This is a genomic window from Faecalibacterium sp. An122 (assembly GCF_002160895.1).
In the GTDB taxonomy this organism is placed as follows: Bacteria; Bacillota; Clostridia; order Oscillospirales; family Ruminococcaceae; genus Faecalibacterium.
Genome location: NZ_NFLL01000004.1, coordinates 1 through 16099 on the forward strand (window position 1 = coordinate 1; position 16099 = coordinate 16099).

General features: G+C 60.7%; 14 protein-coding genes and 1 pseudogene. 12 read left to right on the forward strand and 3 right to left on the reverse strand.

Features of this window, described 5'->3' with window-relative positions; all coding sequences use genetic code 11:
• A pseudogene (locus B5E67_RS04385) lies at positions 1–159 on the forward strand (DDE-type integrase/transposase/recombinase); the annotation flags it as partial.
• Between the two features lie 254 nt (positions 160–413).
• On the opposite strand, the gene B5E67_RS04390 reads toward B5E67_RS04385, so the two are convergent.
• Both B5E67_RS04390 and B5E67_RS04395 read right to left on the reverse strand, forming a co-directional pair.
• Complete coding sequence (locus tag B5E67_RS04390; RefSeq protein ID WP_087383192.1) at positions 414–1514, reverse strand: aminoglycoside phosphotransferase family protein; 1101 nt, start codon at positions 1512–1514, stop codon at positions 414–416.
• Between the two features lie 24 nt (positions 1515–1538).
• A complete protein-coding gene (locus tag B5E67_RS04395) occupies positions 1539–2402 on the reverse strand; it encodes an AraC family transcriptional regulator (RefSeq protein WP_087383195.1) in 864 nt (287 codons plus the stop codon).
• On the opposite strand from B5E67_RS04395, the gene B5E67_RS04400 reads away from it, so the two are divergent.
• The 6 genes from B5E67_RS04400 to gnpA all read left to right on the forward strand — a co-directional run bounded on the left by B5E67_RS04400 (position 2401) and on the right by gnpA (position 8506).
• The gene (locus tag B5E67_RS04400) at positions 2401–2592 is read left to right on the forward strand and encodes a hypothetical protein (RefSeq protein WP_087383198.1); all 192 of its coding nucleotides are present in this window, start codon (positions 2401–2403) and stop codon (positions 2590–2592) included. The two genes, B5E67_RS04395 and B5E67_RS04400, sit on opposite strands and share 2 nt — an antisense overlap.
• Positions 2593–2832: 240 nt before the next feature.
• Positions 2833–4197, forward strand: coding sequence for a carbohydrate ABC transporter substrate-binding protein (locus B5E67_RS04405; RefSeq protein ID WP_087383201.1), 1365 nt, complete (start codon positions 2833–2835; stop codon positions 4195–4197).
• A gap of 83 nt (positions 4198–4280) precedes the next feature.
• Positions 4281–5165 carry a sugar ABC transporter permease gene (locus B5E67_RS04410; protein WP_087364720.1) on the forward strand — a complete coding sequence of 295 codons (885 nt, stop codon included), beginning with the start codon at positions 4281–4283 and terminating at the stop codon, positions 5163–5165.
• Between the two features lie 15 nt (positions 5166–5180).
• Positions 5181–6080 (forward strand): carbohydrate ABC transporter permease, encoded by a 900-nt coding sequence (locus tag B5E67_RS04415; protein ID WP_087247291.1) that lies wholly within the window; start codon positions 5181–5183, stop codon positions 6078–6080.
• 13 nt (positions 6081–6093) lie between these two features.
• A complete protein-coding gene (locus B5E67_RS04420; protein ID WP_087247289.1) occupies positions 6094–6288 on the forward strand; it encodes a hypothetical protein in 195 nt (64 codons plus the stop codon).
• Between the two features lie 52 nt (positions 6289–6340).
• Positions 6341–8506: a 1,3-beta-galactosyl-N-acetylhexosamine phosphorylase gene (gnpA, locus tag B5E67_RS04425; protein WP_087383204.1), complete on the forward strand. Its 2166-nt coding sequence runs from the start codon at positions 6341–6343 to the stop codon at positions 8504–8506.
• A gap of 84 nt (positions 8507–8590) precedes the next feature.
• Here gnpA and B5E67_RS04430 read toward each other — a convergent pair whose 3' ends face one another.
• On the reverse strand, positions 8591–9514 hold the full coding sequence (locus B5E67_RS04430; RefSeq protein WP_087383207.1) for a helix-turn-helix domain-containing protein: 924 nt from the start codon (positions 9512–9514) through the stop codon (positions 8591–8593).
• A 251-nt stretch (positions 9515–9765) separates the two neighbouring features.
• On the opposite strand from B5E67_RS04430, the gene B5E67_RS04435 reads away from it, so the two are divergent.
• From B5E67_RS04435 to B5E67_RS04455, 5 genes are all read left to right on the forward strand, one after another.
• Entirely contained in the window at positions 9766–10383 is a 618-nt protein-coding gene (locus tag B5E67_RS04435; RefSeq protein WP_087383210.1) for a YcxB family protein, read from the forward strand.
• Between the two features lie 168 nt (positions 10384–10551).
• Positions 10552–11577 (forward strand): TRAP transporter substrate-binding protein, encoded by a 1026-nt coding sequence (locus tag B5E67_RS04440; protein ID WP_087247281.1) that lies wholly within the window; start codon positions 10552–10554, stop codon positions 11575–11577.
• Between the two features lie 72 nt (positions 11578–11649).
• Positions 11650–12129 (forward strand): TRAP transporter small permease, encoded by a 480-nt coding sequence (locus B5E67_RS04445; RefSeq protein WP_242956780.1) that lies wholly within the window; start codon positions 11650–11652, stop codon positions 12127–12129.
• Positions 12129–13445: a TRAP transporter large permease gene (locus B5E67_RS04450; RefSeq protein WP_087383213.1), complete on the forward strand. Its 1317-nt coding sequence runs from the start codon at positions 12129–12131 to the stop codon at positions 13443–13445. Before B5E67_RS04445 ends, B5E67_RS04450 begins: the two co-directional genes overlap by 1 nt.
• Positions 13446–13604: 159 nt before the next feature.
• On the forward strand, positions 13605–16097 hold the full coding sequence (locus B5E67_RS04455) for a TIM-barrel domain-containing protein (RefSeq protein WP_087383216.1): 2493 nt from the start codon (positions 13605–13607) through the stop codon (positions 16095–16097).
• Positions 16098–16099 lie beyond the last annotated feature (2 nt).

Here is a 16099-nt window from a genome sequence, read left to right on the forward strand (position 1 = left end):
CCACAGCGACCAGGGGTTTCAGTATACTTCCCAAGCGTACTTTAACCTGACTAAAGAATACGGCATTACACCATCTATGTCAAGACGGGGAAATCCGTATGATAACGCGATGGCTGAAATTTTTTCTCCATTCTCAAAACGGAGTGCATCTACCGCCACAAACCGGCTACATTCTCCGAGGCCAACGAGATGATCGACCGATACATCCAGTTTTATAACTACGAGAGAATCCAAGCGAAAGCAGGAGTGGCTCCGCTAACGCTCCGCCACTCCTGCTGAATCCTAATATCCTACACTTGGGGCTTTTTTGTACTGTCCGCACAATTTGGACCGGTTCACGGTGGACAAACCCCGGGCAGGGGGCGTTTTCAGCAGGGGACGGCGGGTCCCTTCTATTTATATATAGGAGCGGCTCAGACCTGGAGGGCAATCCGGGTCATGGCGTCGAATTCCTTCTCCATGCCCTGCACCAGGGTGAACTGGGTCCGGGCGCGGTCCAGGTTCTGGTCGGGACGGCTGATCTTGAAGTAATGGTCTCCCTCCAGATAGTCGGTCAGGAACCGGATGCCGCACTCCAGGGTCATCAGCTTGGCGCCCCAGGGCAGGCTCTTGCGCTCGGCCTCGGTCATGGCGCTGCCGGCAGCCGACAGATAGCCCTTGGTAAACACCTCGTACAGGTGGAGGCTGAAGTGGACCTTGCTCTGGTCGGGCTCGTCCTCGGCACAGTCGTTGGCGCCGAACCGGATGGAGTCGCCGAAGTCATAGGCCGACAGGCCGGGCATGACGGTATCCAGGTCGATGACACAGATGCCCTTGCCGGTGGCCTCGTCGATCAGGACGTTGTTCAGCTTGGTGTCGTTGTGGGTGACCCGCAGGGGCAGCACGCCGGCGGCCAGCTGGTCCACCAGCACATGGCAGTCGGCCTCGTGGGCCCGGACAAAGGCGATCTCGGCGGCCACATCCTTGGCGCGGCCCATGACGTCGGCGGCCAGAGCCTTCTCAAAGTTGGCGTAGCGGTTGGGGGTGTCGTGGAACCGGGCGATGGTCTCGTGCAGGGTGGCGGCGGGGTAGCCGGCCAGCTGGTTCTGGAATCCGCCGAAGGTCTCGGCCACAGTGTAAAAATCCTGCTCGTTTTCTACTTTCTGTAAACAGACCGTCCCCTCCACAAAGATGTAGGCCCGCCATGCGCCTCCTTCGGAGTCGGTGTAGTATGGCTTGCCGTCCCGGGTGGGGATGACGTTCAGGGTTTCCCGGGCGGGGTCGCCGCCCCAGGCCAGAATCTGGCGGCTCAGGTAGCTGGTGACGCCGCAGATGTTCTCCATCAGCCCGGCGGGGTCGGTGAAGGTGTCGGTGTTGATCCGCTGCAGGATAAAGCGTTTGCTTTTGTCCGCGGCCCAGACCGCAAAGGTGTCGTTGATGTGGCCCGCACCGTACCGCTCGATGTCGCCCGTGGCGCAGTCAAAAGCGAAAGCAGCGGCAGCCTGGTGCAGCAGAGCTTCTGTAATGGGTTTCATAATGCAATTCCTCCGTTTTTATTTTCAGCGCCGTGTGGGCGGCGCGGGACGCTGTCCTTGCCGCACCTGGCGGCGGTATTCGTTGGGGCTGATGCCCTCGGCCTTGCGGAAACACTGGGAAAAGTAGCTGGGGGACGAAAAGCCCAGCAGCTCGCTGACCTGGGCCAGGGTGTGGTTGGTATTGCCCAGCAGGTACTTGCTCTCCTCAATCCGGCGGCGGCTCAGGTAGGTGATGGGGGAGACCCCGTACTCCTTCTGGAAGGTGTGGGCCAGATAATACTTGTTGATGTGGGCCAGGGCCGCCAGCTTGTCCAGGGTCAGGTTCTCCTTGTAGTTGACGTCGATGTAACGCTTGATCTCGGCGCACTCCCGGTTGTCTGAGCGGGCGACGGTCTTTTGGATCTGGAGGGAGAGGGTGGTGGTGCGCACCAGCCAGATCAGCAGCACTTCCAGCAGGTCCTGACACACCGTCTCGTAGCCGTCCAGGCTGTGGTCCGCTTCGGCCAGCAGCATGTGCAGCAGGGTGCCCAGCCGCTCCCGGTGCTCCTTGCAGTTCAGGATGGCGTAGGGGGCGTCGGCGTTGCCGAACAGGACCTCGATGCCCGAGATCCCCAGCACCACATATTCCAGAGGGGCGGCGTTGAGGCTCAGCTCGGTGTGCTCCACCTGGGGGTTGACGATCACCATGTCGTCGGGGTGGACCGGGTACAGCCGCCCGCTGATGTAAAACTGACCTTCGCCGCTGAGACAGTAGAACAGCTCGGTGCAGGAATGGGTGTGGGCCGTGCTGTTCCAGTCGCCGCCGAAGCGGCTTTTACTGATGTACAGCAGCCGGAATGCCTCCCGCGGGGCGGGGGCGTGGCTGATGTCAAAGCGGTCGGTGCTCATGAAAAACCTCCTGGCCGAAACCTCTAAAATGCGAAGCAATATTTATAAAAATAAGAGCAAGATTGCACTTTCCGCCCTGGCGGAAGCTCCGGAATTTGGTTTTATTATAGAGAATCCCGCCGCATTTTGCAAGGGCCAATTTCGGTCGGATTGTGCAGAGAAAATTCTGTGGTTTGTCACTTTTTTGTAAATATTTGACGGTATCAGTCTTATATAAGCAATATGTACAAAGTTGTTGGAAATTGCATAGCAATTTGACCTGTTGTATTTTACTGAAAGCAAGATTTCTAAAAAACGGAACAAGAATGCGCTTGTGAAACAAGTGAAAATCTTCTATATTGGGTACAGAGAAAAAGACGCGGCACCTGGCCGGACCTGTGCGGCCGCCCGTCTTGAACGGACAGGATAATCCAAGTTGGAGGATTGACTTATGAAACGCATTTCTCGTCGCAACTTTATCAAGATTGTGGGCGCTGGCGCAGCTGCCCTGGGCCTGGCCGCCTGCGGCAGCAGTTCGTCCAGCTCCACCGCCGCTTCGGGCGCTGCCTCCTCTGGTGCAGCCGCCCCCGCTGAGAGCATCAAGGTGGCCGCCATCGAGACCGCTTATGGTTCCGAGATGTGGCAGAAGGTGGCCGACGCCTTCACCGAGCAGACCGGCATCGCCGTGGAGCTGACCACCGACAAGAACCTGGAGGACGTCATCGGCCCCTCCATGCAGGGCGGCGACTACCCCGACGTGGTCCATCTGGCCACCGGCCGTGAGGCAGCCCTCACCGAGCAGTTCATCAAGGGCAACCTGATCGCCGACATCACCGACGTGCTGAGCATGACCGTTCCCGGCGAGACCGTGAAGGTCAGCGACAAGATCGCCGGCGGCTTCACCGACACCAGCCTGACCAACCCCTACAACGACGGCAAGACCTATCTGGCCCCCATGTTCTACAGCCCCTGCGGCCTGTTCTACAACGCCGCTTTCCTGGCTGAGAACGGCTGGGAAGTGCCCCAGACCTGGGACGAGATGTGGGAGCTGGGCGACGCCGCTCTGGCCGCAGGCACCTACCTGTTTACTTACCCCACCACCGGTTACTTTGACGCCTTCTTCTACGCTCTGATGTACGCAGCCGGCGGCCCCGAGTTCTTCGAGAAGGCCACCCACTACGAGGAGGGCATCTGGGATACCCCCGAGGCACAGACCTGCTTCGACATCGTGACCAAGCTGGCCACCTACACCAACCCCATCACCCCCGCCCAGGCCAACGATCAGGACTTCACCCAGAACCAGCAGCTGGTGCTGGACAACAAGGCCATCTTCATGCCCAACGGCACCTGGATCGTGGGCGAAATGGCTGAGGCTCCCCGCGCTGAGGGCTTCGAGTGGGGCATGACCGCCCTGCCCGCAGTCTCCGAGGGCGGCGACCGCTACAGCTACACCTGGTTTGAGCAGGCCTGGATCCCCGCCGGCGCAGAACACATCGACGCCGCCAAGCAGTTCCTGGCCTTCCTGTACAGCGATGTGGCCTGCGAGCTGTTCGCTGAGTCCAACGCCATCCAGCCCGTCCTGGGCATCGCCGATGGCCTGGAGGGCGACAACAAGCTGTTCTACTCCATCTACGACAACGGCGCCAAGGCTGCCATGGGCAACTTCGCCGCCTTCACCGCCATCCCCGGCATCGAGATCCGCACCGTCTTCTTTGATCCCGTCAACTCCCTGGTCTCGGGCAGCATCACCGAGCAGGAGTGGATCGACGGCATCAAGTCGGCCAGCGATCAGATGCGGGCCAACCTGGTGGAGTAATCCATCCTTTCCCAACCCAAGCCCTGCCCAGCGGGGGCGGTTAAGCCGCCTCCGCTTTTGATTTGAAAGGAGCGGTCCCCTGTATGAAGTCCAATAAGCGCCGCAGCCGCTTTCTGGTGCTGTGCGTCGCCCCGGCGACGATCCTGTTCTTTATCTTCATGATCCTGCCTACCCTGAACGTGTTCCGGATGTCGCTGTATGAGCGGGGGGCCTATTCTCCCAATGAGACCTTCGTCGGATTGAAAAATTTCCAGCAGCTGATCCATGATACCCAGTTCATCCGTTCGATGCAGAATATGATCCTGCTGGTGGTGGTGGTCACCATCGTCACCTTCGCCTTTGCCCTGGTCTTTGCGGCCATCCTGACCCGGGAAAAGATCAAAGGCCAGAACTTCTTCCGCATCGTCTTCTACATCCCCAACATCCTGTCGGTGGTTGTCATCTCGGGTATCTTCTCGGCCATCTACAAGCCGGAGAACGGCATGCTCAACAGCATCATCGGCCTGTTCCGGGACATGACCAACCCCATCCTGTGGAAGGGCGAAAAACTGGTCATTCCCTCCCTCATCATCGCCATGGTCTGGCAGGCGGTGGGCTACTACATGGTCATGTACATGGCGTCCATGGCGTCGGTGCCCGCCAGCCTGTATGAGAGCGCCAACCTGGACGGCGCCGGCCGGCTGACCCAGTTCTTCCAGATCACCATCCCCCTGATCTGGACCAACATCCGCACCACCCTGACCTTCTTCATCATTTCCACCATCAACATGGCTTTCCTGTTCGTCACCGCCATGACCAGCGGCGGCCCCAACGGCGCGTCGGACGTGGCCCTGAACTACATGTACAGCCAGAAAAACGCCGGCCTGTACGGCTACAGCATGGCCATCGGCGTGGTGATCTTTGTGTTCTCCTTCGCTCTGTCCGCCTGCGTCAACAAGGCTACCAGCCGTGAGCCCCTGGAATTCTAAGGAGGGAAAAACTGTATGGAAAACAAACAGGAACAGAAAACCCCCCGCTCGGCCGAGGGGCTGTACAAATTCTTCATCTACTTTGTCCTGATTCTGCTGGCCGTCACCATCCTGGTGCCGGTGGCCTGGGTCTTTATGGCCTCCATCAAGCAGAACTCGGAGTTTTACGGCAATCCCTGGGCCCTGCCCGCCGGCTTCTACTGGCAGAACTTTGTGGACGCCTGGAACGGCGCCAAGATGGGCCAGTACATGCTCAACTCGGTGATGGTCACCGCCCTGGCCCTGGTGCTGCTGCTGGTGATCGCCCTGCCGGCGGCCTACTGCCTGTCCCGGTTTAAGTTCCGGTGCAGCAAGCTGCTGAACACCCTGTTCATGGCGGGCCTGTTCATCAACGTCAACTACATTGTGGTCCCCATCTTTCTGATGCTGCGGGACGGCGACACCTGGCTGAAAAACGTGGTGGGCACCAGTTTCCTGCTGAACAACCTGGTGGTCCTGGCGGTGGTGTACGCCTCCACGGCCCTGCCCTTCACCATCTACCTGCTGTCGGGCTATTTTGCCACCCTGCCCCACGACTTTGAGGAGGCCGCCTACATCGACGGCGCCGGCTACTTCTCGGCCATGGTCAAGATCATCTTCCCCATGGCCAAGCCCTCCATCATCACCATCATCCTGTTCAACTTCCTCTCGTTCTGGAACGAGTACATCATCTCGATGACCCTGATGAGCTCCACCAGCGCCCCCCGCACCCTGCCGGTGGGCCTGCTGAACCTGATGCAGGCCCAGCAGAGCGCGGCCCAGTACGGCACCATGTACGCCGGCCTGGTGCTGGTGATGCTGCCCACCCTCATCCTTTATATCTGTGTGCAGAAGCAGCTGACCCAGGGCATGACCGTGGGCGGCCTGAAGGGCTAAAGGAGGAGACACCATGGAATTTTGGAAAGAACACCCTGTCCTGCGCATCGTCTTAATCGCGGTGCTGTTCGTCCTGGCAATGGTGCTGGTGGTGAAAGGCTGGCAGATGACCGGCCAGCTGGCGGGCCTCGGCGTGATGGTAGTGGGCGTGGCGCTGCTGCTGGCGGCGCTGGCCATCTACAACAGTCCCTTCCGGGACCGCCGCTGACCTGCCCCGAGGGAATGTTGGAAAACGGAAAAGGAAACAAAGGAGCATACGCATGAACGACACGCAGAAAAAAGGGCGCGTAACCATCCCCACCGACCTGGATGTGGTGCCCGAAACCCTGGAAATCCTGAAAAAGTGGGGCGCTGACGCCATCCGCGACTGTGACGGCACCGATTTCCCCCAGCAGCTGCGGGACGCCGACGCCAAGATCTACTCCACCTACTACACCACCCGCAAGGACAATGCCTGGGCCAAGGCCAACCCCGATGAAATCCAGCAGTGCTACATCATGACCGGCTTTTACACCGCCCATGGGGACACCGTCACCATCCCCCTGATGAAGGGGATCAGCCCCGAGCTGATGGAGGTGAACACCCGGGACGACATCACCCGCTGGTGGGAAGTCATGGACCGCACCACCGGCCAGCCGGTGCCTCCCAGCCAGTGGAGCTACGCCGACGGCTGCGTGACGGTGCAGGCTGTGCCCTTCCATGAGTACACCGTCAGCTTCCTGGCCTACCTGATCTGGGACCCCGTCCACATGTACAACGCCACCACCAACGGCTGGACCAACTTTGAGCACCAGATCACCTTCGACGTCCGCCAGCCCAAGACCCACAAGTACTCCATGGAGCGGCTGCGCAAGTTCATCCAGGAGCATCCCTACGTCAACGTCATCCGCTACACCACCTTCTTCCATCAGTTCACCCTCATCTTCGACGAGCTGAAGCGGGAGAAGTACGTGGACTGGTACGGCTATTCCGCCTCGGTGAGCCCCTACATTCTGGAGCAGTTCGAGAAGGAAGTGGGCTATAAGTTCCGCCCCGAGTACATCATCGATCAGGGCTACTACAACAACCAGTACCGGGTTCCCAGCAAGGAATACCGGGACTTCCAGGCCTTCCAGCGCCGGGAAGTGGCCAAGCTGGCCAAGGAGATGGTGGACATCACCCACGAGTGCGGCTGCGAGGCCATGATGTTCCTGGGCGACCACTGGATCGGCACCGAGCCCTTCATGCCGGAGTTCAAGACCATCGGCCTGGACGCCGTGGTGGGCAGCGTGGGCAACGGTTCCACCCTGCGCCTGATCTCGGACATCGAGGGCGTCAAGTACACCGAGGGCCGGTTCTTGCCCTATTTCTTCCCCGATACCTTCCACGAGGGCGGCGACCCGGTGCGGGAGGCCAAGGAGAACTGGGTGACCGCCCGGCGGGCCATCCTGCGCAAGCCCATCGACCGCATCGGCTACGGCGGCTATCTGAAGCTGGCTTTGGAGTTCCCCGAGTTCATCGACTATGTGGAGAGTGTCTGCAACGAGTTCCGGGAGCTGTACGACAACATCAAGGGCACCACGCCCTACTGCGTCAAGCGGGTGGCGGTGCTGAACTGCTGGGGCAAGATGCGGGCCTGGGGCTGCCACATGGTTCATCACGCCCTCTATTATAAGAAGAACTACAGCTACGCCGGCGTCATCGAGGCCCTGAGCGGCGCACCCTTTGACGTCCAGTTCATCAGCTTCGACGACATCAAGGCCGATCCCCACCTGCTGGACAACATCGACGTCCTGATCAACGTGGGCGATGCCGACACCGCCCATACCGGCGGCCGCTGGTGGGAGGACCCCGCCGTGGCCTCGGCGGTCAAGCAGTTCGTGTGGAACGGCGGCGGCCTCATCGGCGTGGGCGAGCCCTCCGGCCACCTGTACCAGGGCCGCTACCTGCAGCTGGCCGGCGTCCTGGGCGTGGAGAAGGAGAACGGCTTCACCCTCAACTACGATAAGTACAACTGGGAGGAGCACCGCGACCACTTCATCCTGGCCGACTGCCCCGACCACGACATGGACTTCGGCGAGGGCCAGAAGAGCATCTACGCCCTGGAAGGCGCCCAGGTCCTGATCCAGCGGGACAAGGAAGTCCAGCTGGCGGCCAACGACTTTGGCCAGGGCCGCGCCGTCTACATCAGCGGCCTGCCCTACAGCTTCGCCAACAGCCGCGCCCTCTACCGCGCCATCCTGTGGAGCGCCCACAGCGAGGAGGAGCTCCACACCTGGTTCAGCTCCAACTACAACGTGGAAGTTCACGCCTATGTGGCCAACCACAAGTACTGCGTGGTCAACAACACCTACGAGCCCCAGGACACCACCGTTTATACCACCGACGGTCAGAGCTTTGACCTCCACCTGGAGGCCAACGAGATCAAGTGGTACGAAATCCACTGAGCTCCTGACCTGAACCCATAAAACCAGACAGCCCGCACCCAACCGGATCGCCTTCCGGAGGGGGCGGGCTGTTTTTTGTTTTGTTCAAAGGTGAGGAGCCGGTCCGGCGGACGGGGCAGGGGAGACCTTGGTGTCCAGGGAGTTCAGGTGGCTGCGGTAGTCGGCGGGGGTCATGCCGTACAGCTTCCGAAAGGTTTTCAGGAAACTGCTGTAGTTGCTGAAGCCGTTTTCGGTGCAGGCAGACAGAATCCGCTTGCCGTCGGCAATGTCCTGGCGGCAGCTCTGCATCCGCAGCTCGGTGAGATAGTCGTGGATGCTCTGCATGGTGTATTCCTTGAAGATGCGGGACAGGTGCTCCCGGCTGACGTAGGCGTACTGGGCCAGCTGGGTGACGGTCAGGTCGGGGTCCCGGAAATGCTGCTGGATGTAGTTGGTCACCGACGCCACCAGGGCGTTGGTGGAGGTGGGTTTGCCCAGGCCATCCTCCCGGATGATCTGGCGGATGATCATGGTCAGCTGGCTCAGGAGGAGCCGGTACATCTGTTCCCGCTCGGCCTCGTCCGGGATGGTGAGGGCGGCAGCGGCCTGCTCGATGAGGGACCGCACCTTCCACTTGTAGCCGGCGTCCTCGTGGAAAATCAGAAGCCGGTCGGGAATGGTGCAGCCCGCCGCTCCCAGGCCGCTGGTCTCCAGCGTCTGCTGCCAAAAGGCATCGTCAATCTGGATGATGAGACGGTCGTAGGTGTCGTAGTAGCCGGTATGCACCACTTTGGGGGGAATCAGCATCAGCTCCCCGGGGTGCAGCTCGTACTGGCCGCCGCTGACGTAATAGCGGGCCTTGCCGCTGACCATATAAATGTACTCGTGATAGGGGTGGTAGTGGGTCACCGACTGGTGAACCCGGCGGTTGGAATACCAGCCCACCACCACTTTGTCCCAGGGCAGGCGGCGGTTGGCCTCCTCGGGGGTGATGTTCTGGTCGGCGTAGGGGGTGACAAACGAACGCATGAACGTCCCTCCTGCATGGTTTTGCTGCTGAACCCAGTATATCACAACAGGTCACATTTTGCGAACATTTTATCACACATTCAGACGATTTTCCTCCGATAATTTGTTATTATTATGACGGTAAGTTAAAAATTAAACATATTATCCAAAATATGGAGAATATTATTGTACAATTCTCACATAGCATGGATACAACAGCACACGCAAAAAATGATGCGCCGTTTCTGCGCCGGACAAAGGAGGAAAAACCCATGGCCGTACAGTACCAGGGCCGGATGGACCACACCGAAAACACCATTCAGGAGCTGTTTGAGACCCAGTACAACACCTACCGGATGGGCCGTGTGGTTGTGACGGCGGTGGCCGGAGTGGCGCTGGCAGCAGCCGGGCTGTTCGCACCGGTGCCCATGCTGGTTCAGGGGCTTCTGCTGCTGGCGGGATGCCTGCTGTTTGTGGGCCGGGATTTTCCGGCCATCGTCCGGGCCGAGGGGGTCATCGAGGCCCGGGGCGGGGCGCTGCCCTCGTCGGTGTGCACCTTCTGCGCCGGCCACATGGAGCTGGAGGAGGGAGGCATCCGGAAAAAACTGCGCTACGACAAGCTGGACCGCATCGTCCAGGACCGGCGGTATCTGTACCTGTTCTTCGGACCGGAGTCGGTGGTGATGGTGGACCGGTCCACCATCCAGCCGGGCACCGCCGAGGACGTGATGCAGCTGGTGAGCGAGCGCACCGGCAAACAGTGGGAGGCGCCTTTCTCCCTGCTGACCTTCAGCCTGCGGGATATCCTGCGTATCTGGGACAACCGGAAAGCAGGGAAGGCCCCGGCCGCCCAAAGAGGCAAAAAGAAGGCCGGAAGATCCAAACGGTAACCTTGCGCCCTATGAGGGATGCGGCGGCTGCACGCCCCGGTCCCGGGCTGCTTTGGATATACAATCGAACCACGGAAAGGAGGGGGGCGGACCCAAGGAAAGACGGAAGATTCGGAGTGCGGCACCTGAAAAGGCAGGCCGCAAGTGAAAAGGAGGTACTGTATCCCAATGAAAAAGCTGATTTCCCGCCGTAACTTTCTGGCAGCGCTGGGCGCTGTGGCTGCGGCAGGCGCCCTGGCTGGCTGCGGCGGCAAGCAGGCAGCCCAGGCCAACGGCGACGAGAAAACTTTTGACCTGACCCTGTCCCACGGTCTGGCCGAGGACCATGCGGTCCACATCGCCCTGAGTGCCTTTGCCGATGCGGTCCGCGAGCAGACCGGCGGCACCATCAACATCGAGATCTTCCCCAACGCCACCCTGGGCAGCGAGGTGGACAACATCACCCAGATCCGCGCCGGCGCGCTGGATATGGCCAAGGTCTCGGCGTCCACCCTGGGCAACTTCCAGCAGGAGTGGAACGTCCTGTCGGTGCCCTATGTCTTCAACGACCAGGCTCACTACTACAGCGTCATGGACGGCGAAATCGCCCAGGACCTGTACAAGCTCACCGAGAGCAAGGGCTTCATGGGTCTGACCTGGATGGATTCGGGCGCCCGCTCCTTCTACACCGCCAACAAGGCCATCCGCACCCCCGCGGACCTGAAGGGTCTGATGATCCGTACCATGGACTCCCAGATGGCCATTAACATGATGACCGCCCTGGGCGGCTCGGCCACCGTCACCAGCTATTCCGAAATTTACACCGCCATGCAGCAGGGCGTCATCGACGGCGCGGAGAACAACGTCACCGCCCTGCGTGACCACGCCGACGTCACCCAGTACTACTGCTTCGACGAGCACACCCGCATCCCCGATATCCTGCTCATGTCCACCGAGACCTGGAACGCCTTCTCGGACCACCAGCGGGAGATTGTGACCGCCTGCGCCCGGTCCATGACCGAGGACTATAAGGCGTCCTGGGCAGCCTTTGAGGACGAAGTCCTGGCCGCCGCCGAGGAAAAGGGCGTCGAGCTGATTTATGACGTGGATATCCCCGCTTTCCAGGAGGCGTGCCAGTCCATTTACACCGACCTGCAGGCTGATTCCCCCGAGGTGTACGCCTACGTGGAGCGGATTCAGCAGGCGGCCGTGTGAGACGGCCCCGCGCATCTGTACCCGGCGCGGGCTGTCCCCACCGCCTGCGCCTACAAATGAGGAGATGAGACTGTGAAAACATTTGAAAAAATCCTGGACACCGTCATGCGTTTCCTGCTGGCGCTGTCCATGTTCGCCCTGCTGGCGGGCGGTACCTGGCAGATTTTCAGCCGTATGGTGCTGGGCGACCCCTCCACCTTCACCGATGAGTTCCTCCGCTACGTCCTGATCTGGGCCTCCCTCATTGGCTCGGCCTACTGCTTCTACCGGGACGAGCACCTGTCCCTGGACCTGATCAAGGGCCGGGTCAAGGGCGGCGCAGCCGTGGCCCTCAACATCTTCATCGAGGCGGCCACCCTGTTCTTTGTCTGCTACGTCTTTATCTACGGCGGACTCAAGCTGTCCATGAACGCCCTGAACATCTCGTCGGTCATGCATCTGCCCTTCACCTTCCTGTATTCGATCCTGCCCATCTCGGGCGTCTTTATCGTGCTGGCCCGCGTGCTCAAGTACGCCCAGCTGTTCGCTGAGAAGAAAGGAGGCAAAAACTGATGGTCGTACAGGCAACCCTGAGCCTTTTCGGCTCCTTCTTCGTCATGCTGCTGGCGGGTGTCCCCATCTCGGCCGGCATCGGCATCGCTTCGGTCATCACCGCCCTGTTCAGCATGCCCGCGGACATCTTCGCCCTTATCGCGGCACAGCGGTGCTTCTCGGGCCTTGACTCCTTCTCGCTGCTGGCCCTGCCTTTCTTCACCCTGGGCGGCAACATCATGAACAAGGGCGGCATCGCCCGCCGCCTGATCCGTCTGGCCCGCCTGCTGGTGGGCAAGATCCCCGGCTATCTGGCCGCCACCAACGTGCTGGCCAATATGTTCTTCGGCGCCGTGTCCGGCTCCTCGGTGGCCGCCACCTCGGCCATGGGCTCCATCCTGAGCCCCCTGGAGGCAGAGGAGGGCTATGACCCCAACTTCTCCGCCGCCGTCAATATCTGCTCCGCCCCCACCGGCATCCTGATCCCCCCGTCCGGTCCGCTGATCCTCTACTCCATCACCGCCGGCGGCGTGTCGGTGGCAGCCCTGTTCATGGGCGGCTATCTGACCGGCATCCTGCTGGGCCTGTGCGTGGCAGCCCTGACCATCTATCTGGCCGTCAAGAAGGGCTACAAGGCCTCCACCGTCAAGGAGGACGCCTCCGCCCTCCGGGTCTGGATCGACGCCATTCCCTCCCTGCTGGCCGTCATCATCGTCATGGGCGGCATCCTGGGCGGCTTCTTCACCGCCACCGAGGCCGGCGTGGTCATGTGCCTGTACTGCCTGCTGCTGGCTGTGGTCTACCGCGAAATCAGCTTCGAGACCTTCTACAACATGCTGGCGGACACCATGAAGAGCTCGGCCACCATCCTGTTCCTGATCGCGGCCTCCTCCATCATGTCCTACGTCATGTCCTACTCGGGCATCCCCGCCGCCATCAGCGAGGGCCTCATGAGCATCTCCAGCAACCGCTATGTGATCCTGCTCATCATGAACGTCTTCCTGCTGATCATGGGCTGCTTCCTGGATCTGACCCCCGCCGTCCTGATCTTCACCCCCATCTTCCTGCCCATCGCCACCAGCATCGGCATGAGCCCGGTCCACTTCGGCCTGATGCTCATCACCAACCTGGGCATCGGCTCGGTGACCCCGCCCGTCGGTTCCTGCCTGTTCGTGGGCTGCGGCGTGGCCAAGGTCAAGATCGAAGGCGTCACCAAGTACATCATCCCTCTGTTCGTCGGCATGGTGGTGGCCCTGATGCTCATCACCTTCATCCCTGCCATCCCCATGATCGTGCCCTATCTGTGCGGCCTGGTGGATACCTTCTGGTGGGCATGAGCGTGAATTCCCTGCATTTTCCCGCTGCGGCATAAAGGTCGCTGGTTACCGGATGGAGCCCCTGACTATCTGCCCGTCAAATGGTCGGGGGCTCTTTTCCATACCAACACAGGTATGTTATACTTGTGAAAAAATGTCCTTCCGGAAAGGAGTAATTCCATGTATCTTTGCAAGGAAATCCAGGCCATGGAGCGCCTGGACGGCGCGTTCCTGTTCCACACCAACTGCGCGGACATCAAGGTCTGTTTTGTCACCGACGAAATCGTCCGTCTGCGGGTATCCTTTGACCGGGAACTGGCCGAGGAGTCCTATGTTCTGTCCACCACCGCCTGGGAGGACCGCCTGGACGGTCTGTTCGAGGCGGAGCGCAGCCGCCTGACCCCCTGCACTCCCGCAGTGGAGGAGACCGAAGGGGAGATCACCTTCGACACCGGCAAGGTGAAGCTGGTGGCACGGAAATCCCCCCTCTGCTTCCAGCTGTACAACCGGGACGGCGATCTGCTGTACAGCGATCTGGCCGGCACCCCCTATACCCTGGACTCCAACCGCCGCATCACCCACTACAGCGCCATGGAGGAAGAGGACTGCTTCTACGGCTTCGGCGAGAAGGCCGGCGCCCTGAACAAGAACAAGACCTTCCTGCGGGAGCGTGCCACCGACGCCATGGGCTATGACGCCGAGAAGATGGACACCCTCTACAAGCACATCCCGTTCTACATCCGTCTCTCCCGCACCACCCGCAAGGCGGTGGGCCTGTTCTACCACAACTTCTATGAGTCCGTGTTCAACATGGGCTGCGAAAAGAGCAACTACTGGTCCCGCTACACCTACTGGCAGGCCGACGGCGGCGACATCGACCTGTTCCTGCTGGCAGGCGACAGCATCCGCCGGGTGGTGGACAACTATACCCTCCTGACCGGACGTCCTGCCCTGCTGCCCAAGCGGGCGCTGGGCTACCAGGGTTCCTCCATGTACTATCCCGAGCTGGAGAAGGACAGCGACGACGCCGTCCTGGACTTCATCGACACCGTCAAGGAGGAAGGCTTCCCCATCGACGGCTTCCACCTGTCCTCGGGGTATACCAGCTACAACAATAAACGCTGTGTTTTCACCTGGAACACCGAGCGGTTCAAGGATCCCCGGGCTTACTTTGCGGCCATGAACGAGAAGGGCGCCCAAAACGTCCCCAACGTCAAGCCGGGCATCCTGCTGTGCCATCCCTGGTTCGACGAGTTTGTCCAGAAGGGCGTCTTTGTCAAGGATTCCCAGGAGGACACCTACGGCGTCGGCAAGTGGTGGGGCGGCGACGGCGCTTTCTGGGACTACACCAACCCCGAGGCCCGCAAAGCCTGGAAGGAATACCTGACCGCCAACGTCATCGACGTGGGCACCGACTCCATCTGGGACGACAACTGCGAGTATGACAGCCTGCTGGACAAGGACTGCCGCTGCTGCTTTGACGGCAAGGGCGGCACCATCGCCCAGCTCAAACCCCTGATGAGCACCCTGATGTGCAAGCTGGGCGCCGAGGCGGTGGTGGAGCACAACCCCAAGGCCCGCCCCTACATCGTCTGCCGCAGCGGCTCGGCCGGCATCCAGAAATACGCCCAGACCTGGTGCGGCGACAACTACACCAGCTGGAAAACCCTCCGCTACAACATCCCCATCATCACCGGCATGGGCCTGTCCGGCCAGCCCAACGAGGGCGCCGACATCGGCGGCTTCCACGGCCCCGCCCCCGACGAGGAACTGTTTGTCCGCTGGGTTCAGAATGGCATCTTCCAGGCCCGGTTCTCCATCCACTCGGCCAGCAACGACAACACCGTCACCGAGCCCTGGATGTACCGCGGCTCGGCGGGGTTGATCCGGGACGCCATCCTGCTGCGCTACCGGTTCACGCCGTATCTGTACTCGGCCGAGTACGAGGCCAGCCAGACCGGCGCACCCATCATGCGGCCTCTGGTGTATGAGTTCCAGCAGGATCCCAAGGTTTACGACGAGAGCTTTACTTTCCTGTTTGGCCGGGATATCCTGGTGGCCAACGTGCTGGAGCCGGGCGCAAAGACCTGGAAGGTGTACCTGCCTGCCGGCTGCAAGTGGTACGACTGGAACAACCATTTCACCTGCTACGAGGGCGGCCAGACCATCGAAATCCCGGTGGACATCAGCACCATCCCCATGTTCCTCCGGGAGGGCGCCATTGTGCCCATGGCCGACAACCAGCTGATGAGCATGGCCAACGACCATATGACCGACCTGCACCTGACGGTGATCCCCGGCGGGGAGCGGACCTACACCCTCTACGACGACGACGGCGTCACCAATGACTTCAAGGACGGCGTCTGCCGCAAGACCCGGATTCATGTGTCGGGCACCGACGTGGTGAAGGTGGACTTTGCCGCCGAGGGCAGCTACACCGACTTTGTGGAACGGGTGATGGTGGAGATGGTCCGCAAGGACCGCAGCCCCTTCTGGGTCACCCTGGACGGGCAGAAGCTGGAGCACTTCCTCAACCGCCGCAAGTTCGAGGCCGCCGCCGAGGGCTGGTACTACAGCCAGACCAAGAAGGCTGTGCTGGTCAAGTACCCCAACCCCCGCAAGGATGTTACCCTGACCGTGTCCTTTGAGGACTTTGACCTCATCGGCATGTAAAT